Origin of the sequence: Burkholderia sp. JPY481, assembly GCF_038900515.1 — a bacterium.
Taxonomy (GTDB): Bacteria; Pseudomonadota; Gammaproteobacteria; order Burkholderiales; family Burkholderiaceae; genus Paraburkholderia; species Paraburkholderia youngii.
Genome location: NZ_JAYMRT010000002.1, coordinates 814,217 through 835,308, shown reverse-complemented (window position 1 = coordinate 835,308; position 21,092 = coordinate 814,217). Strand labels below are relative to the sequence as shown.

Sequence of the window (21,092 nt, the reverse complement as noted above, 5' to 3'; positions counted from 1 at the left end):
TCATGACTCTGCTCCCGTTGAACGGCGAGGCGAATTACCTCGCCCATCAACATGAGAACAGAGTCGGTTTCCTCTCCATTGCTACTACCGCCGGCCGCAGCCCCTTACCGCGCGAGCGGTTTAGTCCCTCGACCCTCTCCGGACAGACAGCTTTCCCCAAACCGGTCAGTCAGCAAGATTCACATTTTGAGGACTGGATTGCCGGTTAGCGGCTGTTGGCGACCTCACCCAATCGGCCAACACCGGCCGTAGGCATGCGCGCTTACCGACGTCCGGTTTTGCAGCGTCAGCGGCCACCGCGATCGCATCGTAACAATATGCTATCCACAAATAGTGATAAGCATCCGCGCAATTCGACAAGACGACTATCCCATTGCCCTTCATAATTTGCGGCTGTCCATTGCTAACGGGTCACCATGCAGCCCCTTTCCCTGGCAGCAGCAAATCAATTTTCGACAGTCCGATTCGTGCTCACGGACATGGACGATACATTGACCTATCAAGGCCGCCTGCCTGCCGAGACGTACACCGCGCTGACACAACTGGAAGCCCGCGGCATTCGCGTGGTGCCGGTCACCGCGGCCCCTGCCGGATGGTGCGACCAGATGGCTCGCATGTGGCCCGTCGACGGTGTCATTGCCGAAAATGGCGGCTTGTTCTTTCGGCGGAGTTCAGACGGGCATGGCGTCGAACGACATTACTGGCATTCGCCCGATAGCATTGAACACGTCCGCGAACAACTAAAGTCGATTGCGCGGGTCATCGAAAAAGCAGTGCCTGAGGCGCAAGAGGCTGATGATCAAGTGTTTCGGTTGACGAGCCTTGCATATCACTGCACAGGAACCGACGTCGATCACCGCATCGTCGATGCGCTAAGACAGGCGGGAGCGAATGCGACGATAAACAACCTTTGGGTTCTGGGCTGGCTGGGCGGCTACGACAAGTTGACGATGTCATTGCGAGTACTCGCCAGCACATACAGCATTGACACTGAAGCAGCGCGCGAATTAGTCGCCTATTCTGGTGACTCCACCAACGACGCGCCAATGTTCGAGTTTTTCAAACATACGGCAGGCGTGAGCACGGTGACTGACTATCTACCGCAATTACCGACTCCCCCTCGATGGATAACGCGTGGTCCAGGGGGAGCCGGTTTTGTGGAGTTCGCGAACGCCATTCTCCAGTCAGTTTCAACCAGCGCTCGCGACGCGTCCGCTCTGTAGGCATCGAACGGCTGCTCTTAGACTTGCCGCCGCCCTTTCCTGCGAACCCGGCGATGGACCGCTCAGGGTCGGCTTGGTGCATTCGTCGACGGGACGGCGGCGGCCAAGAGCCAGCGTTCGCTAGCGGCAGGACCCGGGCCATCTACGGCCATTCGCCTGCGCGCGCCTGACGACGTTCGGACGTCGCTGACGTTCCCCACAACGGCCATTCGAATCGGTGCGGTATTCCAATGCAAACGAATAAACGGCTTTCGGAATCTTCCCCCATCGCTTTCGCCAGTCGCCCTTCCTCTAAATAGATACCCGCCCGTCTATCCGTCGCTGGTCACATGGTCTGCGGTGCATCGCACGAAGTCAGCTCCTATTAATTGCATGGTTGCCGCCACGTTCTGAGTTCAGTTCGCATCGCTCTTGCCACGATGCACGCAGGCCTGTCCGGCACATCATGGCCGGGAAACCCATTTACCGATATCCAAGCCTATCGGTTTTCCCGTCCCGACAAAAATGCACCCTGCTTATCCGCGGCGCTCACAGAGCTGCTTGTTCCCTGCATACGCATGTCTAGGTACTCAAGGTGCGCAATTCGCCGGAGAGTAACCCCTTCAAAGTCCTCAGGAAGATACCAACAATAGCAAGGCTGGCGATACAAAGTAGAAGCAAGGCGATGCTATTGGTGATACGACCGGGGTTCTCTCTTGCCACTCTGAGAGAGCGGATCGCCGACGCTGAGAGAGGGAAGCTGACAGCCCACCATGTAAGACGAAAGGGACAGCAGGCCGCAAGATAGCGCATTTGTCCAAACAGCACCGCGAGGAAAAACAAAGTCAGCATGTAGAGTGCTTCCGCGAACAGGTCATGACTACCGGTCACCGTGATGTAGGCCGAGTAGCCGACGGCAAAGGGCGCAACGAGAATCATCAATGTCGGTCGCAAGCCGTCCGGCATTGGGTCCTCGAACAACAATCGCGCAAAGATCAGCGTAATGATTGGCACCGCGAAGAATATCCCAACCGCGAGTGCGAATACGCCGAGTTCCGAAGTGGCTGGTAGACCGAGCGCGGGCATCGCCAATGGCAGGTCGAGCATGCCAACGACCGGAATAATCCACACAGGAGTAGCGTGGGGCAACTGCTGGCGGCGACTTATCCATCGGCTGACGATGAGCCACGCTAAAAACACCATGCCGACGGCACCCAATACCCACATGCCGAACGCAAGTTCATAGCTTACACGTACCAGCACGATCGGCAACAGCAGAAGACTGATTGCTACCGTTCCGAACAGACAGCCGGCAATCGGATGCCCAAACTCCGTCTTCACCGCGTGCCAGGCAGTCAGGCATTTCCAACCATATCCAAGAACCAGCGAGACGAAGACCGCTACGGCGACAGCTCCGATGCCATCAGCGATCGAAGCCGACACGCCATACATCTGCGAAGCAGCGCGCCAGGCAACAGCGAGTCCAACCAGCCCCATGACCGATCCAAATAGTCCGATCGGCAGGTAGTCGAACGCCTGTCCAGTCTGGCGCGGACGACTTGCGAGCATCTGCATTTCCTGGTCGTTGGCACTCATCCGAGCTCCATGCCAGTGAGCGACGCTGGCAGAACTGATCAAGGTATGGAAACTTTCTTTTACGATGTCGATACTGTGCGCAGGAACTTGCCATAAGGCCGATATGCGCGCCAGAAACCGGACTTATGGGCTTATGTCATACGCATCGTGTAGAGGACGCCCAAAATCGGCGCCGTAGTAACTACCCTTGCGTCATGGCTTTCACGACGTCCTGAGTCGTGACCACAGCATGTGCGAGAAACGCGTAGTTCACAAGTGCTGCCTTATAGCCGTCGCCCCACGTCGGATGGCGCGGCCCCGCCGTGGCGTCGGCGACGACGGTCACTTCGAAACCTTGCTCGATCAGATCGCGTAGATGAGCTTCGACACACATATTAGCTGGCATGCCGCAAAGCACGACTTTCTGCACATTGCGCTTGCGAAGTTGCAGCGTTAGATCGTTGGTCTGTGGACCGAAAACCTTATGTGGACTCACAACGATAGTCTCACCATCGTCAATGAATGGCTTGAATTCCTCCAGCCAGTCGGCCCCCGACTTCTGGAACCCGCTCAGGTTCAACGCGCCCGTTCGCGCGAACGTTCCCGTTTGAAACTCACCCGTCTCAAGCGGCCCATTGAATTGCCACCTAGTGTCGGTTGGGTAAAAATAGTGCGGAGAGATGAAAACACTGAACTTACCGGCTTTCGCTGCCCTGAAGATTGACAGCATATTTTCGACAGTCTTATTTTCAGTCACGCTTGCGCCAAGAACGCCCCAGTTCTTCCCGTTCGGGCTGAGAACGTCGTTCTGGGGATCAGTGAATACTACCGCAGTATCGACTGGATCGTAGTTCATAATTCGCTCCTAAAAATGGAGTTGAGACGCCCGCCGAAACTGGCCCCCTTGATGCACCTTATTCGCCGTTCATACGCCTCAGGATCGCCATAACGATTATCTGGAAGATGAAATAAGGGAGCAGCCACGCCAAAACAAAGACAACAAGATGACAACACCGGGATTTTGAAATTCGTTCGCAGCATGTTGGTCATTTCCCAGGATAGCCCTTTCAGTCCACCGACGGCGAGCAACCCCAGATACTGGATTCCGCCAATTAGCGCGGCCAGCGACCTATGCCAACGTGATTCGACTATTGTAGTAAGGATTTCTGATGGGACAAGCCTATCCCATGTGAATAATGGCTTAATCACCGCTTATTCTTCTACTATGAACAGTGATGTCACTATTTTAAAAGAACGTGTCATTCATCGATACGCACTGTAAGGCGTTTGCATCGTGGGGCTAGCGGTGCACGGGCCGGCACGGATATTGCCGATAGCGGCAAACACCCTCGGGTCGATCGCGCTCGGCTCGAGGTATCGTCGAACGTTTGGGTGCTGTCTTTGATCGTCGAAAATGCCGAGGCAAAGGTAGAACTGCATTTATAACGCAGCGGTGGCGGGTCCAGTGGCCCGCTTCTTTACCGGTCGGGACAGCTGGCGCCGCAGTAGTGATCTGCGGCGGTTCTTGCCGTGATAGCGGCCGTTGCAGCGCCCCAGCCCCCAACGGCCCTGTTGGGTAGGTTTGGTGCACTCGCCGACGGGACGGCGGCGGCCAAGAGCCAGCGTTCGCTAGCGGCAGGACCCGGCCAGGAACCGTCGTTCGAGATCGCAGTCGGGTGGCCATTCGGTCGACTGCTCCGCATCGAACATCCGACGTTGCGGACGACGCTATGTCGCACGCGCGCGCTGAGAATGCTTGCGAATCTCGCGGCAACCTCCGGGAGGTAGCGACGCGTAGCACTTCGCGAGGAGCTCGAGCTTCTGCCCGAGATCCCAGTCGTGGAGGATGTGTCCCATCACAAGCACATCGGCCGCTGGACAGGAATTCTTGAAGAAGTCGCCCGGATAGAAATGCAGCCGTTCCTGCAGGCCGTGCGACGCTACGTACTCTTCAAACAAACGGCCCACTACGGGCAGATCGAAGGCCGTTGATCGTTTCGAAATTCGCGCAGTAGTAGACGAACCGGCCTTCTTGCCGACTGGTGATGAGCTGCGCATGAGACAGCTCCTTCAGATGGAAGGACAGCGACGACGGCGACACATCGAGCAGCGTAGCGATCTGGCCTGCGGGCATGCCTTCGGGGCCTGCCTGCACCGGAGCGCGAAAGACTGCGAGCCGCGACTCGTGCGCGAGTGCCGCCAGAGCGGCGATGGTCTGGTTCGTTTCCATATTTCGACAATCGAAATAATGAACAGATGACAAGAATTTTCTGCTTGACCTTCCCTCGTTGCCCGACGAATTCGCGGACGCTGCCGCAAGGGAAGCTGAGGGCGATGTCGACGGCGCCGAATCCGGCTATAGGGCGCCATTGACTCGGACCGGGCCTATCTCGAGGCCTACCTCAACCTCGGATGCCTGCTGTCCGAGTGCGGCCGTCACGACGAGGCTATCGGGGTATGGCGCACTGCCCTGCTAGAAAACCCGGACCATCACCTGCTTCACTTCAATCTGAGCGTTGCGCTGGAAGACTCAGGCCGCCTCGAACAGTCACTCATCGCGTACCGGCGCAGCATCGAACTGAAGCAGGACTTTGCGGACGCGCATTTCAACGCGGCGCGCATTCATGAGGAACTGGGCCAGCAGACACATGCAATCCGCCACTACAACGCCTAATGGACCTTGAACCGCGACGGTTGACCCTCAGCCGTTTCCGGTGGTCAGGTATTGCACTTGCTGTCCCTTTCTTGCGTGACTCGTTAAGAGCCAGGATCCGCAATGACAGAGGCATCGCTATGGAAAAGCGCATCCAGAATTCGTATCTCGTGTCCAAGGTGATGCCAGCCGATCGGGCGGCGGCCCACATTTTACCGGGCATGACCGTCGGAATGAGCGGGTTCACCGGCTCTGGATACCCCAAGGCGGTGCCCCTGGCGCTGGCGGCACGCATCGAAGACGCTCATGCCCGCGGAGAAAAGTTTGCGCTCCGCATACTGACTGGCGCTTCCACTGCTCCGGAACTGGACGGTGCGCTCGCCAAAGTGGGGGGCATCGACTTTCGCTTGCCCTATCAGTCCGATCCGGAACTGCGCGCACGGATCAACCGTGGCGAGATCGAGTACATGGATATCCATCTGGGGCAGGTCGCGCAGTACACCTGGTTTGGGTTCCTCGGCAAGATCGACGTGGCAGTCATCGAGGTTTCCGGCATATTGTCCGACGGACTTTTGATTCCATCGACATCGGTCGGCAACAACAAGACCTGGCTTGACCTTGCCGACAAAGTCATCATCGAAGTGAATTCGGCTCAGCCTGCCGGTCTGGATGGCATGCACGACATCTATTACGGTACGACGTTGCCACCGGATCGTCAGCCGATTCCCTTGGTCCGTCCCGGCGACCGTATTGGGGAGCCCTACCTGCGCGTCGATCCATCGAAAGTGATCGCCGTTGTGGAAACCCGCGGTCCTGATCGGCTGGGCCGATTCGCCCAGCCGGATGACAGCAGCATTCGAATTGCGAAACACTTGGTAGAGTTCTTCCGGCACGAAATCGCGAAGGGCAGGCTCGGGCAGCACTTGTTGCCGTTGCAGTCCGGGGTAGGGAATATCGCCAATGCAGTGTTGAGCGGGCTGCGCGATGGCGGATTTGAAGGGCTTACTGCGTTTACCGAAGTGATTCAGGATGGGATGCTGAATCTGATCAGGACCGATACCATCCAAACCGCATCGGCGACTGCTTTGTCGCTAAGTCCGGAAGGTGTCGAAGAATTCAGCCGCAATATCGACCACTACCGCAGCCGCATCGTTCTGCGTCCGCAGGAGATCTCCAACCACGCCGAATTGGTTCGCAGGTTGGGCTGTATTGCCATCAACGGTATGGTTGAAGCTGATATCTATGGCAACGTCAACTCGACGCACGTGGCCGGCACTTCGATCATCAATGGCATCGGCGGTTCGGGTGATTTCGCCCGCAATGGCTTTCTTGCATGCTTCGTTACGCCGAGTACAGCCAAGAACGGAGCGATCTCCTGCATCGTGCCGATGGTCAGCCACGTCGACCACACCGAGCACGATGTCACCGTGATCGTCACGGAACAGGGGCTGGCGGACCTGCGCGGGTTGTCGCCCAAGCAACGAGCGCGTGTGGTCATCGACAATTGCGCTCACCCGGATTACAGACCGCTTCTGCGAGACTATTTCGACCGCGCCTGCCGTGACAGTGTGGGTAAGCACACCCCGCACTTGCTTGGCGAAGCCTTGTCGTGGCATCAGAGGTTCACCGAAGCCGGACATATGAAGCCTTGATCGCAGCCGCCGTCGCTTTGATCGGGAGCTTGGGCGCCTTCCGTCGAACGATCGGCAGGAGCCATCCAGTTATTCCGTTACGCTGCCGATGAACGGAGCGCGCGCGCGGAGGTACGCAATCCGATTCGGATCGACATCAAACTGTTGGGGCCGTCGGGCGAGCGAGCGCTTGCCGGCGAGGCGCACGAGGCTGGGGGCGTTCCGTACGAAGCGCGTCGATGCGATGAAGCTTGTGGAGGCAGTTCCCGCAGAGCAGGGTGGTTTCACATTACGATACGTTTTCCCGTGCCACCACAACCTCGGGCTGCAGCAACAATCCTGCACCGGCGATGGCAGCTATACGTAGACCGTTGCCATCGTTGCATGTGAAAACCGGATCCTTCGAAGACTGTGGCCCATCCCCACCCCTCAGTTTCCAGCCGTTGCGGCCATTCCACACCGTGTGAGACAGGCAGTGATGTTCGCTCAGGTCCTGCGGCGTCTCTGGACGGCCATGTCGGGCGAGGTAACTCGGAGACGCACAGATCACCATGCGGTAGCTGGTCAACGGTTTTGCTATCAGGTCAGTGTCGCCTAGTTCACCAATTCGGATGGCCAGATCAAAACTCTCGTCAATAAGGTCGACGACGCGATTGCTCAATTCCAGTTCAATGCGCACGCGCGGATAGATCTGCTGGAAAGTCGCGGCTAGAGGAGCGATGACACAGGAGCCAAAGGTGATCGGAGCACTTATCCGCAATGTGCCGGATGGCGACGCGCGTGACCGTTCGATCGATGTCTCAGCCGCACGCACATGTTCAAGCGCACGCTTGGCGTCTTCATAGAAAACGCGACCAGCATCAGTCAAGTTTTGCCGTCGTGTGGTGCGCTCCAGCAAGCGCGCGCCGAGACGCTCTTCAAGTTCACGCACATACTTGCCGACCATTACGGCCGATATTTGCAGCCGTTGTGCCGCCTCGGTGAAGTTGCCTCCCTCCACGACGGCAACGAAGGTTTCCATCGCGCGCAGTTTGTCCATATTGCTAACTATGGGCTAGTAGTGTTGGAAATTGGAGCACATTTATCACCTCAATGGTTTGGTTAAGAATGTTGATGATTCAACCCGAACTCGAAAAGGAGTGTTTTATGAAGATCGTCGTAATCGGCGCCGGTGGAGACGTAGGTCGTTCCGTGGCAGATGAACTTGCGCGCAGCGGTAAACACGAAATCATTCGTGTCGGGCGCACCCAACGCCGCAGCGTCGAATGCTGGGATTGAAGGATTCGTGCGTGCTGCTGCGTGCGATTTTCCACGGGGCATCCGCATAAATGCCGTTAGCCCGACAGTGCTGACGGAATCTATGGACCGGTTTGGTCCGTTCTTTCCCGCCTACGAAAGCGTGCCGGCAACACGTGTGGCAATGGCCTATAGACGCAGCGTGGAAGGCGTGCAAAGTGGTCGCGTCTATCGGGTTGGTCATTGAAGTAGAGGGCTCGAGGCAATTTGTGGTAGACCCTAGCTACCAAGCGAAAGCAACGGGGATGCGACCAACGGACGGCGCAACTTTGCAATGAAATTGAATGACCGCTATCGAAAAAGTTGGTCGCCCCTTGGGGGGCGGGTTAAGGCAGTGCCCTCCGCAATTTGCTCGCCGGAGACCGGCCATTGAGCGAGGGCGAATGAGACCTCGTCCAGCCAAACTGGACGACGACCTCGACCGGCGGCTCCTGGCCGGCAAGCGTCCGCTCACCGGCCTCAGGGCAATCAGACTTCAGTTTGCTCTGCCATCTCAAAGGGCATCGTCGACTTCAATCCCGAGGTACCGCACGGTACTCTCGAGCTTCGTATGGCCCAACAACAACTGAACTGCACGAAGATTTTTGGTGCGTCGATAGATCAGCGAAGCCTTCGTGCGGCGCATCGTATGTGTCCCGTACGCTGCGTCATCGAGTCCGATTGATGCGACCCAGCGATGAACGATGCGGGCGTACTGACGCGTCGACAAGTGCGGCGACGCATGTAGGCGACTTGGAAAAAGATAGTCAGCCGGCTTCAGTCGTTGAGCAGCGATCCAGGCCGCCACGCTCTGCCGCGTTTGCTCCGTGATCTCAAACTGCACGGGTCGTTGCGTCTTTTGTTGCATGAAAGTTGCCCGCGAGACCACGTGGGCGACGCTGCGGGCCAACTGCCGCAGCCTGACCGAGCGGACGGACGCGTACCGGACGGCCGCCGCTGACCTGCAGGGGCAACTGGACGCGGCCCGGCTCGCGCTCACTGAAATGAAGGAGGCGCATGCCAGGGAATTCGCCGCGGTGCACACCCGCCATGAAGGGCTGTCCCGACAGCTGCTGCAGGAGACGGAGCACCAGCGCCACGCGCTGCAGAACGAGCGTGAACGGCTGACGGGACAGGTTGCCGAAAAGCAGGAGCGCGTGGCGGCGCTCGAAGCGCTGCGGGATCGCCTGCTCGGCGACCTTGCGGCGGAACGCGACGCGCGCCTGCGCGCAGCCGCGGACGTCGCGGCGCTGACCACGGTGGTCGCGGAACAGCGTGCGCTGCTGGCCACCGTCGACGGCCGCGCCCACGCTGCCGGGTCATCGCCCCACCGCAAACCGGCCAGCACGTCGCCGACGCCGGCGACCACCAGACGGCGCCGCCCGAAATGAACCGCCCACCCGGCCTGCCAGGCTTTTCCGGCTGGCTCGACATGGCCAGCGCGCCCCCGCAGCGTCTGCCCGACACCATTGACGCGGCGCTCGCCTATGTCGCCGACGCCCTGGGCCACCCGGTCTACACGCGCTGGACACTCGCGTTACTCAAGCGCGGATGTCCGTCACTGGCCGACGCGAAACGCGATCACCCCCTCGTGTTCGCGCTGCTGCTTGATCACGATGCCGCGGTCGAGTACTGGGAGCGCGGGCGGCTCCGGGTCGCCGCAGGCGATACCGCACCGACGGCTCACACCGTGCTGCTGCGGCTGCTCAGACAGCACCGGCGGTTCCGGTTCGCGCCGGACGACGCGGCCACGCGCACGTGTCCGCCACGGCCGCTGCGGATACAGCCGTCACTGCCCTCGCCGATCCGGACGCACCCGGTCCTTCCAGTCCGGCGCGGTGGCTCGCGGTGCTCGCGCCCGATGCCGCCGGCCGCGCGTGGCTCACGCGCGCGGGTCGCTGTACCGCTATGCCGGCGTGCGGCTGGCGGAACTGGTGTGGTCGGAAGCGGACGGCCTGCCCCGGCTCGAGGTGGATTCGCAGGACCAGTGGACCCTGCACGTGCAGGGCAAAGGCGGGAAGCGCCGGTCGGTGCCGCTGCCCTCGGTGTGTGTGCCGGCACTGCGCGCCTACCGGCTCGCGGGCGCCTTGCCGGCCTGCCCGTCGCCCTTTGAACGGGTCGCCCGGATCCACAGCGAGAAGCGTGACGCGCTCGGACACAGCGGCCTGTACGACGAGGTCAAGGCCGTCCTGCTCGCCGCCGAAACGAGGGTGACGCCCCGCGACCTGGAGACGCTTACACTACTGCGCGCCGCGTCGACGCACTGGTTACGGCATGGCTATGCTCGCGCCCTGGTGGTGGATCACGCGGTGCCGTTGCCGGTGGCGCAGACGCTGCTCGGTCATGCGTCGGTGCAGACGACGGCCGCCTATGCGCGCACGGATCTGACGCAGACGCGGGCGTTCGTGGAGGGGAGTTTTCCAGACGAAGCTTAACCCGTGGCTGAAAAACGAAGGAAAGCATCTGCATTACCCCACCACGGACGCCTGTCGGTGACCGACCTGCCTATGCTCGTGACTGCTCCGTTCGGCCACTGCTGTCGTTCATGTGTGGACGCTGATATGTCCGCTTACGGCTGCTCACCGATCTTTCCCAAAGGAGCGCCGACGAACGACAGCTAACCAGAGGCGCCTTTTCCACATCCAATCTCATCTATGGTGTCGGAAATCTCACTAATAGCGGCGGCGATCTAATTATTAGTGTCGTTTTACGCCGTGCGACGGCGTTTCCCTGCTCATCAAGTCATCATAGATCCGTACTGGAGACCATTTTCAAAACCGTACAGGTACTGTACCGGGGGCGCTCGCTAGAATGACCTTCACCGTTTTCTGTTGGCGACACCGGAGCCCATCCCTCATGTCTTTCGTCACTCTCAGCGCGCTGCCCGCCGGCGTTCTGTTCGCGCTCGTCACCTCGATCACGCCCGGTCCGAACAACACGATGCTGCTCGCTTCGGGCGTCAATTTCGGCTTTCGCCGCACGCTGCCGCATCTGTCCGGCATCAGCGTCGGCGTGGCGCTGTTGATGTTGTCGGTCGGCGTCGGCCTCGGCGAAGCGTTCGTGCACTTTCCCGTGCTGTACACGGTGCTCGAAGTCGTCAGCGTCGCTTATCTGCTGTATCTGGCGTGGAAGATCGGCACGTCGGGCGAGCTGAAGCTCAGAAACGGCGAGCGGCGCCCGATGCGTTTTCATGAAGCGATCGCGTTTCAGTGGGTCAACCCGAAGGCGTGGATGATGGTGCTGACCGCCGCGACGACGATTCATCTGAGCAACAGCTTCGGCATGAACGCAATTGCAATGGCCGCGGTGTTCTACGTGATCGGCTTTCCTTGCATCTGCGTGTGGGCCGGTTTCGGCACCGCGATGCGCGAGGTCCTGTCGAACCCGAAGCGGCTGCGCATCTTCAACGTCGCGATGGCGCTGCTGCTCGTGGGGTCGCTGTATCCGATCGCGCTGACGCTGTTCGGGCGCGGCGGCTGAGCGTCCGAGGCGCCGCCGCGTCTACCACGCCCCCTGCCCGACTCGCTCGATGAAGCGCCACAACGCGTCGTCGGTCGAATACGGCGCGTTGAAGCGGAACCACGCGCTCGGCGCGTCGTCGGGACGGAAATAGGAGCCCGGCGCGAGCCAGATGCCGTGCGCGAGCGCGGCGGTCGCGACCTCGGCGGCGCGCTCCGCCTCGATCGGCAGGCGCGCCAGCATGAAGAGCCCCGCGCGCGGCCGGTGAAACACCTCGAGCCCGAGCGCGTCGAGCCGTTCTTCGAGCGCCACGTGCGCGAGCTTGAGCCGCTCGTTGACCGTCTCGACGTGGCGCGCGTAACGCCCTTCCACCAGCACCTTGTCGACGATCCGCTCGATCGTTTCCGACGACGTCAGCCCCACCGCCATCTTTGTTCGCGCGAGTTCGCGCAGCACCGCCTGCTCGGCCACCACATAGCCGCAGCGCAGCGACGGCGTCACCGTCTTCGAAAAGCCGCCGACGTGCAACACGCGCTGCAAGCCTTCCATCGCCGCCAGCAGCGGCGCGCCGGCCGGCGCGAGTTCGCGGCTCACGTCGTCCTCGATCACCCAGATGCGCTCGCGCTCGGCGATCTGCAGCAAGCGGAACGCGGCCGACATGCCGAAGGTCGCGCCGGTCGGATTCTGCAGCGTGGTGTTGACGAAGATGGCCTTCGGCTTGTGCCGCGCGACCAGCGTTTCGAGCACCTCCGTATCGACGCCGGCCGGCGTGCGCGGCACGCCATGCACGACCAGCCCGGCGAGCTTCAGGATCTGCAGCAGGTTGCAGTAACCGGGATCCTCGACGATCACCGCATCGCCCGCGCGCAGCAGCGTGCGCACGATCAGATCGAGTCCTTGCGTCGCGCCCTGCGTGAGCAGCACGTTCGCGACGTCGACCGGCAGCCCGCGCCGGTCGAGTTGTTCGGCAATGCGCTCGCGCAGCGGCGCAAAGCCGTACGGATGGCCGTAGTCGCCGAGACGCGCGGCCGGCACCCGGCTCAGCGCGCGCAGCGAGTGCTGCAGGCCGCTCTCGTTGGTCCATTCGCTCGGCAGCCAGCCGCAGCCCGCCTTGATCGGCACCGAGTGATCGGCGAACACGTCGGACAGCAGCCACGTCGCGGTCAGGCTCGGCGGCGTCCAATCAGCGACGGCCGCGCGCGCGGACGGCGAGCGCGCCGCCACCCGATAGCCGGAGCCACGCCGCGCGACCACCAGCCCCATCGACACGAGCCGGTTGTACGCCTCGGTAACCGTGAAGGTGCTCAGTGCGTGGCTTTGCGCAAGCTGCCGCACCGACGGCAGCAGTGCGCCGGCGCGCAGCGATTGCGCGTCGATCGCGCGCGCGAAGCCTTGCACAACCTGTTCGACGAGCGTCGGCGCCGCACGCCGGTCACGTTGAAGGTCCAGTTCGATCATGTTTTGGGCGAAAAACCAGGGGCAAAAAGACCAACCACGGACCGCCCGCCTACCGGGACAGTTCGCGCCAATCCGCCAGCACAGTTGGCACCACACTTCGTCAACTGTTTATGCCGCCATTAAACCGCGAGGACTACAGTTTGGCTACGCTCAAAGCCCCAACCGACCCCCACTTCGAGGAGATGCCATGACTTCGCGCCCCGTCATCGACGATCTGTCGTCCTTCTGGATGCCCTTCACCGCCAACCGCCAGTTCAAGGCCGCGCCGCGCCTGCTGGAATCGGCAAAGGGCATGTACTACCGGAGCACCGACGGACGCGAGATTCTCGACGGCTGCGCGGGGCTGTGGTGCGTGAACGCCGGTCATAGCCGCGATGAAATCGTCGCCGCGATCACGCAGCAGCTGTCGACGCTCGACTTCGCGCCGACCTTCCAGATGGGCCACCCGCTCGCGTTCGAAGCGGCGACCAAGGTTGCCGAGCTGATGCCGGAAGGGCTCGACCGCATCTTCTTCACGAACTCGGGCTCCGAATCGGTCGACACCGCGCTGAAGATCGCGCTCGCCTACCATCGCGCGCGCGGCGAAGCTCAGCGCACGCGTCTGATCGGCCGCGAGCGCGGCTATCACGGCGTCGGCTTCGGCGGCATTTCGGTCGGCGGCATCGCGCCGAATCGCAAGACGTTTTCGGGCGCGCTGCTGCCGGCGGTCGATCATCTGCCGCACACGCACAACCTCGAACACAACGCGTTCTCGAAGGGCCAGCCGGCATGGGGCGCGCATCTGGCCGAGGAATTGGAGCGCATCGTCGCGCTGCACGACGCTTCGACGATCGCCGCGGTGATCGTCGAACCGGTGGCCGGCTCGACCGGCGTGCTGATTCCGCCGCAAGGCTATCTGCAGAAGCTGCGCGAGATCTGCACGAAGCACGGCATCCTGCTGATCTTCGACGAGGTGATCACCGGTTTTGGCCGTCTCGGCAAGGCGACCGCGAGCGAACACTTCGGCGTCACGCCGGACCTGATCACGATGGCGAAGGCGATCAACAACGCGTCGATACCGATGGGCGCGGTCGCGGCCAGCCGGACGATCCACGACACGGTGGTCGGCAGCGGCGCGCCGGGCGCGATCGAGCTGTTCCACGGCTACACTTATTCGGCGCATCCGGCGGCGGCCGCGGCCGCGATCGCGACGCTCGATCTGTACCGCCGCGACCAGCTGTTCGAGCGCGCGGCGAGCCTCGCGCCGGCGTTCGAAACCGCCGCGCATGGGCTGCGCGGCGCAAAGCATGTGAAGGACGTGCGCAATCTCGGCCTCGTCGCGGGCATCGAGCTCGAATCGCGCGACGGCGCGCCGGGCGCGCGCGCCTACGAGGCTTTCGTCAAATGCTTCGAGGCGGGCGTGCTGATCCGCTTCACCGGCGACATCCTTGCATTCTCGCCGCCGCTGATCATCGACGAAGAGCAGATTGCGCGGCTCTTCCGCACGGTTGGCGAAGTGCTGGCGACGGTGCAGTAAGAAGGCGGGCAAGCCCGCCAGCGGGTGACAACGAAAGAGCGGCGGCACGCGCATGCGTGCCGCCGCTCTTTTCCATTGCCGCCGCTTTGCGAGCCGCAAGGCTCAGTGATGCGCGCGCGACGCCCGCGTTTGCGCGGCCTTTTTCGCGGCAGCGGAGCGTCCAGCCGCGCCTTTGGTCGCCGCGGCCTTCTTGGCTGCGGCGGAGCGGCTCGCAGCAGGCCGCTTAGCTGCAGCCGACTTCGCCTGCTTCGACATCGCCGCCGACGACGCCCCAGCCTTGCTCTCACGCTTGAGCACGCTTTCCGACACACGCGAGCGTTTAGCACTGGACTCCTTGCTCGCGCTCTTCTTTGCAGCGCCCGCGTGCTTGCCCGCCGCACTGTCCTTCTGCGCTTTCTTGCGGGTCGCCTCGCTCGTCGCGCCCTTCTTCGGCGGCTTTACGTCGACGCCGGCGCGCCGCGCCTCGGACAGCCCGATCGCGATCGCCTGCTTCGGCGAGCGCACGCCGTGCTTGCCGGCGCGGACCTTGTCCACCTGTTCCTTGATGAACTCTCCCGCTTGGGTACTCGCTGATTTGCCCGCGCGTTTATCGGCCGCGGCACGCTTCAAGGTTTTCTGCTCTGGCATGACGGTTCTCCGGTTGTGGGTGAGCCTTTATAGTTCAGCAACGAGCGTGCCGCAACGCCCGTCCGCGCCCTGGTCCGGCAGCGGTTACGGGCGGGACTCGCGTGCGTGGGCGGGACGGCGTATGGTTGTGGACATGGGACGGGAGTCAGCGCCGAGGCGCCAACTCAAATCGACCGCTTGCACGGAGACAGCCATGAAGATAGTTACGGTTCGCGCTGGCGCACATATCGAGGGCGTGCACTGGATCGCCGAGTACGTCGAAGACGTCCACGAAATTCGCGTGTTTCGCGAGGGGCAAGAGGTGGACGTGCACAACGCGCCGTCCACCCTGTTCGGCGATGAAGAGAACGCGGGATCGAAAAACACCGCCGATCATCGCGCGATGGAAGCGGCCGTGCTCGCTTATCTGAAGCGCTTCGTCATGGAGCACGACGCGGAAGAGTAGGTTTCACCGGCGGCAGAAGCCGCCGCGGACGCGCCTTCACCAGCACTCACGCGGCCAGCGCGCGGCAGTCACGACGGACCGCCGCGCGCCGCGTCCTCAATCCGCCGGCCGCATTTTCTTCACCTCGGCGTCCGATGGCTGCACGCTCGCGCCATCCACATAGCGGTACGACGTCATCACACCCTTGCCGTCCTTCACGCCGGTCACGCCGACATACGCGCCCATCGTCGACTGGTTGTCCTGCGCGCGGTACGTGATCGGACCGAACGGCGTCTGCACATTGAGCCCCTTGAACGCGGCGGCGAGTTTGTCCGGATCGGTCGACCCCGCCTTCTTGATGCCGTCCGCGATCGACATCAGCGCCGAGTAGCCGACCACCGAGCCCAACCGCGGATAGTCGTGATATTTGGCCCGATACGCGTCGACGAACTGCTTGTTCGCGGCCGTATCGATCGAATACCACGGGTAGCCGGTCACGATCCAGCCGGTCGGCGCCTCGGCGCCGAGCGGATCGAGGTAGTCGGGTTCGCCGGTCAGGAGCGACACCACCGAACGATCCTTGAAGAGCCCGCGCGTGTTGCCCTCGCGCACGAACTTGCCGAGGTCGGCGGCGAACAGCACGTTGAAGATCGCGTCAGGCTTCGCGTCGGCGATCGCCTGGGTCACCGCGCCCGCGTCGACGTTGCCAAGCGGCGTCGCCTGTTCGACGACGAATTGCACGTCCGGCTGCGCGGCCGTCAGCAGTTTCTTGAAGGTCGCCACCGCCGATTGCCCGTACTCGTAGTTCGGATACACGATCGCCCAGCGCTTCTTTTTCAGCTTGGCGGCCTCGGGCACCAGCATCGCCACCTGCATATAGGTCGAAGGACGCAGACGGTATGTGTATTTGTTGCCATCGGCCCAGACGATCTTGTCGGTCAGCGGTTCGGCGGCGAGGAAGAAGATTTTCTTCTGCTTCGCGAAGTCGGCGAGCGCAAGGCCCGTGTTCGACAGGAAGCCGCCGAACAGCAACTGCACCTGCTCACGCGCGATCAGTTCCTGCGCGACGCGGATCGTGTCGCCGGGGTTGCCGCCGTCGTCGCGCGAAATCACTTCCAGTTGCTTGCCGAGCACGCCGCCGGCCGCGTTCACCTGCTCGAGCGCGAGATTCCAGCCTTGCTTGTAAGGCCCGAGAAAGGCGGGCTGCGCCTTGTAGCTATTGATCTCGCCGATCTTGATGGTCTGCTGGGCGCTCGCGCCGAACGCGGCGAACGAGCACACGGTCGACACCATGAGGCGAGAGATCCATCCTGCGCGCGTGGTCATGCGTTACTCCGTAATCAGAAGGAATGGTGGTTTTTTCAGACGTGCGAACGGGCGGGCAAGCGCGCCGGACCCGCGCACCTGCGGACGACGGCCGACGGCTCATTGCTCGCGCGGTTGCGCGCGGATTCTGGCCACGTTCGCGGCGACGTCCCGCCATGCCGGCTTGCCGTCCGCGAACTGCGCGCGCAGGTACGGCACGAACCCGGCGACCTGGGCGTCGTTCAAAATTTCGCGGTAAGCCGGCATCGTACCGAGTTCGGGCCGCGCAGGCGAGCCGATGCCGTCGAGAATCACGCGAATCGGGTTGTCCGGCGCCGCGCCGTGCGGGTTCGTATGCAGCGCGAGCGCCGGATCTGCGCCGAAAAGCCGCGCGCTCGCCTATCATCGGCGCCATCGGCCTCTACTTTCGCCGGCATTACTGGATGAATTCACACGCTCAGATAAGCGCGCCTCACCGTTTCGTTCCGTGCGAGTTCGCCGATCGTGCCGCTGAAACGGATCTGCCCTTTTTCGAGCACATATGCGCGGTCGCTGACCAGTTCGGCGAAGTGCAGATTCTGTTCCGACAACAAAATGGATAGCCCTTCGCGCTTCAATTCGAGAATCATGTTCGCCATCTGCTCGACGATCACCGGCGCGACGCCTTCGGACGGTTCGTCGAGCAACACCAGATACGGATTGCCCATCAGCGTGCGCGACACGGTCAGCATCTGCTGCTCGCCGCCGCTCATCTGGCCGCCGGGGCGCTGCGGCATTTCGCCGAGATTCGGAAACAGGCGGAACAGCTTTTCCGGCGTCCATTGCGGCGCGCCTTCGCGCGGCGGCTGGCGGCCCGTGTCGAGGTTCTCCATCACCGACAGATCCGCGAACACGCGGCGGTCCTCGGGCACGAAGCCGACGCCCATGCGCGCGATCTTGTACGGCGCAAGCGCGCTGATGTTCTGGCCGCGAAACGTGACTTCGCCGTGGCGCCGCGGCAGCAGTCCCATCACCGCTTGCATCGTCGTCGATTTGCCGGCGCCGTTGCGGCCCATCAGCGCGACCACTTCGCCACGGCCGACTTCGAGGTCGACGTCGAACAGGATGTGCGCGCGGCCGTAGAACGCATTGAGGCCGGAGACTTTCAGCATCGGTTCGCTCATTGCTGCGCTCCCCGGCCATTGCGCGCGTTGCCGTCCGCGTCCTGCAGCGCCGCGTGCGGCCGGAACATCTTGCCGGTGCCGAAATAGACTTCCTGCACGCGCGGGTCGTTGCGAATCGTATCGCCGTCGCCCTCGGCGATCAGCTTGCCGCGCGCGAGCACGATCATCCGGTCCGCGTACGCGAATACGACGTCCATGCTGTGCTCCGTAAACAGCACGCCGATCTTTCGTTCGGTCACCAGACGCCTGGTCAACGCCATCAATTCGTTGCGCTCCTTCGGCGCCATGCCGGCGGTCGGTTCGTCCATCAACAGCAGCTTCGGCCGGTTCGCGAGCGCGATCGCGAGTTCGACGCGCTTCACGTCGCCATACGCGAGCACCCCGCACGCGCGTTTCGCGTGCTCGCTCATGCCGACCTGTTCGAGCAACGCGAACGCTTCGCCGGCATGGTGCGCAGCCGCCGGTTTCCAGAGACCGAAGGTCTTTTTTTCGCGCGACACCAGCGCCATCTGCACGTTTTCGAGCACCGTCATCGAGTTGAAGGTCGCGGCGATCTGGAACGTGCGGCCGACACCGCGCCGCCAGATATCGCGCGGCCGCATGCCGACGAGTTCATGACCGTCGAGCAGGATCGATCCCGACGACGGCTGCAACTGGCCGTTGACCATGTTGAAACAGGTCGATTTGCCCGCGCCGTTGGGGCCGAGCAACGCCAGCAGTTGACCGGCTTCGAGCTCGAATGAAACGTCATCGACCGCCTTCAGTCCTCCGAATGACCGCGACAGACCGCTTACGCGCAGCAGGCTCATAGGCCCTCCTTGACCGCGGCGGTCCGTTGCGATGGCGACGCGGCGCCGCCGTTGGACTTATCGGTCTGATCGCCGTTCGCGTCGCCGAAACGCTCGCGAATGAAGCCGACGATTCCCTGCGGAAACGCGATCACCAGCAGCAGGATCGCGAAGCCGAGCAGCGCCTGCCAGTAGTCGGTCTGTCGCGCAACCGTGTCCTGCAGCCACGTGAACACGGCCGCGCCGACGATCGGCCCGCTCAAGGTCTGCAAGCCGCCGAGCAGCACCATCACGAGGCCATCCACCGAGCGGCTCACGCTGATCACTTCGGGCGAGATGTTGCCCTTCGAAAACGCGTACAGCGAGCCGGCGAGTCCGCAGAACAACGCCGCGATCACGAACGACGCCCACTGCACGCGCTTCACGTCGATACCGATCGCCTCGGCGCGCAGCGCGGAATCGCGCGACGCACGCATCGCGTAGCCGAGCGGCGAGAACAGCATGCGGCGCAACAGCCACACGCCGAGCACCGCGCACGCTAACGTCAGGTAGTAGAACGCGACCGGCGACGACAGCCAACTCGACGGCCATAGTCCGAGAATGCCGTTGCTGCCGCCCGTCACGTCGTCCCACTGGAACACGACCGACCAGACGATCTGCGCGAACGCGAGCGTCAGCATCGCCAGATAGACGCCGGACAGGCGCACGCAGAACCAGCCGAACACGAGCGCGCCGACCACCGCGAGCAGCGGCCCGAGCAGCAACGCCGCTTCCATCGGCAGATTCAGCACTTTGAGGAACAGCGCCGCGCCGTATGCGCCGAGTCCGAAGTACGCTGCGTGGCCGAACGAATGCAGACCGCCCGGGCCCATGATGAAATGCAGGCTCGTCGCGAACAGCACCGCGATCAGGATTTCGACGAGCAGCACCGGCATATACGGAAACGCGTTGGCCGCGAGCGGCGCCAGAACGAGCACTAGCAACACGACGGCGGCGAGCCACTTCAGACGCTTGCCCGCGGGACGCAATGGCGCTTCCGGCGCACCCATCGCGCGCACCGCGGCACTCGCGCGGCCCAGCAGACCCCAAGGCCGCACTACCAGCACGACCGCCATCACGACGAATTCGGCCACCAATGTAAAGCGGCTTAGCGACAAACCGATGCCGAAGAACGTCACATGGCCGATGCCGATGCACAGCGCCTTGATTTCGGCGATCAGCAACGCCGCGATGAACGCGCCCGGAATCGAACCCATGCCGCCGACCACGACGACCACGAACGCGTTGCCGATCGTCTCCAGGTCGAGCGACAGGTTCGCCGATATGCGCGGCCCTTGCAGCGCGCCGCCGAGCCCTGCGAGAAACGCGCCGACGAAAAACACGCCGGTAAACAGCCACGCCTGATTGATGCCGAGCGCGCCGAGCATCTCGCGATCCTGCGTCGCGGCGCGCACCAGCGTGCCCCAACGCGTGCGCGTCAACGCGTACCACAGCAGCAGCAATAGGATGGGGCCGATCACGATCAGTGCGATGTCGTAAGTGGGCAGCGGATGCCCGAGAAAGTCGACCGCGCCCGCGAGATGGGGCGCGCGGGGGCCGAACCGATCGTCGGGGCCCCAAAGCCAGAGCGCGGCGTCGCGAAAGATCAGCACGAGCGCAAAGGTGGCGAGCAAATGGAACAGCTCGGGCGCCTGATAGATCCGCCGCAGCACGACGATTTCGACGAGCGCGCCCAGCATCCCGACCGCGAGCGCGGCGGCCAGCACCGACAGCCAGAAGCCGCCCGCGGTATGGCCAAAGCGGCTCGCGATGCTGTACGCGACGTAGATGCCGAACATATAGAACGAGCCATGCGCAAAGTTGACGATGCGCGTCACGCCGAAGATCAACGACAAACCGGCGGCGACCAGAAACAGCGTCGACGCGTCGGCGAGTCCATTGACCAGTTGTACCAGCAGATTCGAAAGCATCGTGACCCTCGGCAGCGCGGGCGGCACCATGCGCGCCCGCGTCAAA

At 62.5% G+C, this 21,092-nt stretch carries 21 protein-coding genes and 4 pseudogenes; 11 read left to right on the top strand and 14 right to left on the bottom strand.

What is annotated here, in order from left to right; genetic code table 11:
- Together VSR82_RS09370 and VSR82_RS09365 are read left to right on the top strand one after the other, a co-directional pair.
- On the top strand, positions 1-209 hold a 209-nt coding region (locus tag VSR82_RS09370), incomplete at its 5' end, for a hypothetical protein (protein ID WP_498857644.1).
- Positions 210-416: 207 nt separating this feature from the next.
- Positions 417-1,223 (top strand): HAD-IIB family hydrolase, encoded by an 807-nt coding sequence (locus VSR82_RS09365; protein ID WP_429455917.1) that lies wholly within the window; start codon positions 417-419, stop codon positions 1,221-1,223.
- 561 nt (positions 1,224-1,784) lie between these two features.
- On the opposite strand, the gene VSR82_RS09360 is transcribed toward VSR82_RS09365, so the two are convergent.
- The 4 genes and pseudogenes from VSR82_RS09360 to VSR82_RS09345 all read right to left on the bottom strand — a co-directional run bounded on the left by VSR82_RS09360 (position 1,785) and on the right by VSR82_RS09345 (position 5,007).
- Positions 1,785-2,798, bottom strand: coding sequence for an SLAC1 anion channel family protein (locus VSR82_RS09360; RefSeq protein WP_429455918.1), 1,014 nt, complete (start codon positions 2,796-2,798; stop codon positions 1,785-1,787).
- 181 nt (positions 2,799-2,979) lie between these two features.
- Positions 2,980-3,633 carry an isochorismatase family protein gene (locus VSR82_RS09355; protein WP_429455919.1) on the bottom strand — a complete coding sequence of 218 codons (654 nt, stop codon included), beginning with the start codon at positions 3,631-3,633 and terminating at the stop codon, positions 2,980-2,982.
- A gap of 914 nt (positions 3,634-4,547) precedes the next feature.
- Positions 4,548-4,760, bottom strand: a pseudogene (locus VSR82_RS09350) (methyltransferase); the annotation flags it as partial.
- Entirely contained in the window at positions 4,729-5,007 is a 279-nt protein-coding gene (locus tag VSR82_RS09345; protein ID WP_429455920.1) for an ArsR/SmtB family transcription factor, read from the bottom strand. The gene VSR82_RS09345 and the pseudogene VSR82_RS09350, both read right to left, overlap by 32 nt.
- Before the next feature lie 138 nt (positions 5,008-5,145).
- Here VSR82_RS09345 and VSR82_RS09340 point away from each other — a divergent pair, with 138 nt between their 5' ends.
- Both VSR82_RS09340 and scpC read left to right on the top strand, forming a co-directional pair.
- Complete coding sequence (locus VSR82_RS09340; RefSeq protein ID WP_429457720.1) at positions 5,146-5,451, top strand: tetratricopeptide repeat protein; 306 nt, start codon at positions 5,146-5,148, stop codon at positions 5,449-5,451.
- Positions 5,452-5,570: 119 nt separating this feature from the next.
- Positions 5,571-7,082 (top strand): succinyl-CoA:acetate CoA-transferase ScpC, encoded by a 1,512-nt coding sequence (gene scpC / locus VSR82_RS09335; RefSeq protein WP_429455921.1) that lies wholly within the window; start codon positions 5,571-5,573, stop codon positions 7,080-7,082.
- 268 nt (positions 7,083-7,350) lie between these two features.
- Here the strand turns inward: scpC and VSR82_RS09330 are convergent, their stop codons facing one another.
- Positions 7,351-8,100: a LysR family transcriptional regulator gene (locus VSR82_RS09330; protein WP_429455922.1), complete on the bottom strand. Its 750-nt coding sequence runs from the start codon at positions 8,098-8,100 to the stop codon at positions 7,351-7,353.
- A gap of 107 nt (positions 8,101-8,207) precedes the next feature.
- Here VSR82_RS09330 and VSR82_RS09325 point away from each other — a divergent pair, with 107 nt between their 5' ends.
- Together VSR82_RS09325 and VSR82_RS09320 are read left to right on the top strand one after the other, a co-directional pair.
- Entirely contained in the window at positions 8,208-8,339 is a 132-nt protein-coding gene (locus VSR82_RS09325; protein WP_429457793.1) for an NAD(P)-binding domain-containing protein, read from the top strand.
- A pseudogene (locus VSR82_RS09320) lies at positions 8,311-8,544 on the top strand (Rossmann-fold NAD(P)-binding domain-containing protein); the annotation flags it as partial. The gene VSR82_RS09325 and the pseudogene VSR82_RS09320, both read left to right, overlap by 29 nt.
- A 281-nt stretch (positions 8,545-8,825) precedes the next feature.
- Here the strand turns inward: VSR82_RS09320 and VSR82_RS09315 are convergent.
- Positions 8,826-9,228, bottom strand: a pseudogene (locus VSR82_RS09315) (tyrosine-type recombinase/integrase); the annotation flags it as partial.
- On the opposite strand from VSR82_RS09315, the gene VSR82_RS09310 reads away from it, so the two are divergent.
- On the top strand, positions 9,203-9,727 hold the full coding sequence (locus VSR82_RS09310; RefSeq protein WP_429455923.1) for a hypothetical protein: 525 nt from the start codon (positions 9,203-9,205) through the stop codon (positions 9,725-9,727). The pseudogene VSR82_RS09315 and the gene VSR82_RS09310 overlap by 26 nt on opposite strands.
- Positions 9,728-9,894: 167 nt before the next feature.
- On the opposite strand, the gene VSR82_RS09305 is transcribed toward VSR82_RS09310, so the two are convergent.
- The gene (locus tag VSR82_RS09305; protein ID WP_429455924.1) at positions 9,895-10,053 is read right to left on the bottom strand and encodes a hypothetical protein; all 159 of its coding nucleotides are present in this window, start codon (positions 10,051-10,053) and stop codon (positions 9,895-9,897) included.
- 160 nt (positions 10,054-10,213) lie between these two features.
- Here VSR82_RS09305 and VSR82_RS09300 point away from each other — a divergent pair, with 160 nt between their 5' ends.
- On the top strand, positions 10,214-10,771 hold the full coding sequence (locus VSR82_RS09300) for a tyrosine-type recombinase/integrase (protein WP_429455925.1): 558 nt from the start codon (positions 10,214-10,216) through the stop codon (positions 10,769-10,771).
- Between the two features lie 421 nt (positions 10,772-11,192).
- Positions 11,193-11,816, top strand: coding sequence for a LysE family translocator (locus VSR82_RS09295; RefSeq protein WP_429455926.1), 624 nt, complete (start codon positions 11,193-11,195; stop codon positions 11,814-11,816).
- 21 nt (positions 11,817-11,837) lie between these two features.
- Here VSR82_RS09295 and VSR82_RS09290 read toward each other — a convergent pair whose 3' ends face one another.
- Positions 11,838-13,253: an aminotransferase-like domain-containing protein gene (locus tag VSR82_RS09290; protein WP_429455927.1), complete on the bottom strand. Its 1,416-nt coding sequence runs from the start codon at positions 13,251-13,253 to the stop codon at positions 11,838-11,840.
- A gap of 187 nt (positions 13,254-13,440) precedes the next feature.
- Between VSR82_RS09290 and aptA the strand changes: the two genes are divergently transcribed.
- Positions 13,441-14,769, top strand: coding sequence for an omega-aminotransferase AptA (gene aptA / locus VSR82_RS09285; protein ID WP_410850603.1), 1,329 nt, complete (start codon positions 13,441-13,443; stop codon positions 14,767-14,769).
- Positions 14,770-14,871: 102 nt separating this feature from the next.
- Here aptA and VSR82_RS09280 read toward each other — a convergent pair whose 3' ends face one another.
- A complete protein-coding gene (locus tag VSR82_RS09280) occupies positions 14,872-15,396 on the bottom strand; it encodes a DUF6496 domain-containing protein (protein ID WP_368585151.1) in 525 nt (174 codons plus the stop codon).
- A gap of 193 nt (positions 15,397-15,589) precedes the next feature.
- Here VSR82_RS09280 and VSR82_RS09275 point away from each other — a divergent pair, with 193 nt between their 5' ends.
- Positions 15,590-15,841, top strand: a complete 252-nt coding sequence (locus VSR82_RS09275; RefSeq protein WP_176125892.1) for a hypothetical protein — start codon at positions 15,590-15,592, stop codon at positions 15,839-15,841.
- A 96-nt stretch (positions 15,842-15,937) separates the two neighbouring features.
- Here VSR82_RS09275 and VSR82_RS09270 read toward each other — a convergent pair whose 3' ends face one another.
- The 5 genes and pseudogenes from VSR82_RS09270 to VSR82_RS09250 all read right to left on the bottom strand — a co-directional run bounded on the left by VSR82_RS09270 (position 15,938) and on the right by VSR82_RS09250 (position 21,046).
- Complete coding sequence (locus VSR82_RS09270) at positions 15,938-17,146, bottom strand: ABC transporter substrate-binding protein (RefSeq protein WP_498857643.1); 1,209 nt, start codon at positions 17,144-17,146, stop codon at positions 15,938-15,940.
- Positions 17,147-17,245: 99 nt separating this feature from the next.
- Positions 17,246-17,515, bottom strand: a pseudogene (locus tag VSR82_RS09265) (c-type cytochrome); the annotation flags it as partial.
- Between the two features lie 59 nt (positions 17,516-17,574).
- Positions 17,575-18,288 (bottom strand): ABC transporter ATP-binding protein, encoded by a 714-nt coding sequence (locus tag VSR82_RS09260; protein WP_498857642.1) that lies wholly within the window; start codon positions 18,286-18,288, stop codon positions 17,575-17,577.
- Positions 18,285-19,097: an ABC transporter ATP-binding protein gene (locus tag VSR82_RS09255; RefSeq protein WP_368585148.1), complete on the bottom strand. Its 813-nt coding sequence runs from the start codon at positions 19,095-19,097 to the stop codon at positions 18,285-18,287. The genes VSR82_RS09260 and VSR82_RS09255 overlap by 4 nt, the downstream gene beginning before the upstream one ends.
- On the bottom strand, positions 19,094-21,046 hold the full coding sequence (locus tag VSR82_RS09250) for an ABC transporter permease (protein ID WP_429455929.1): 1,953 nt from the start codon (positions 21,044-21,046) through the stop codon (positions 19,094-19,096). Before VSR82_RS09250 ends, VSR82_RS09255 begins: the two co-directional genes overlap by 4 nt.
- Positions 21,047-21,092 lie beyond the last annotated feature (46 nt).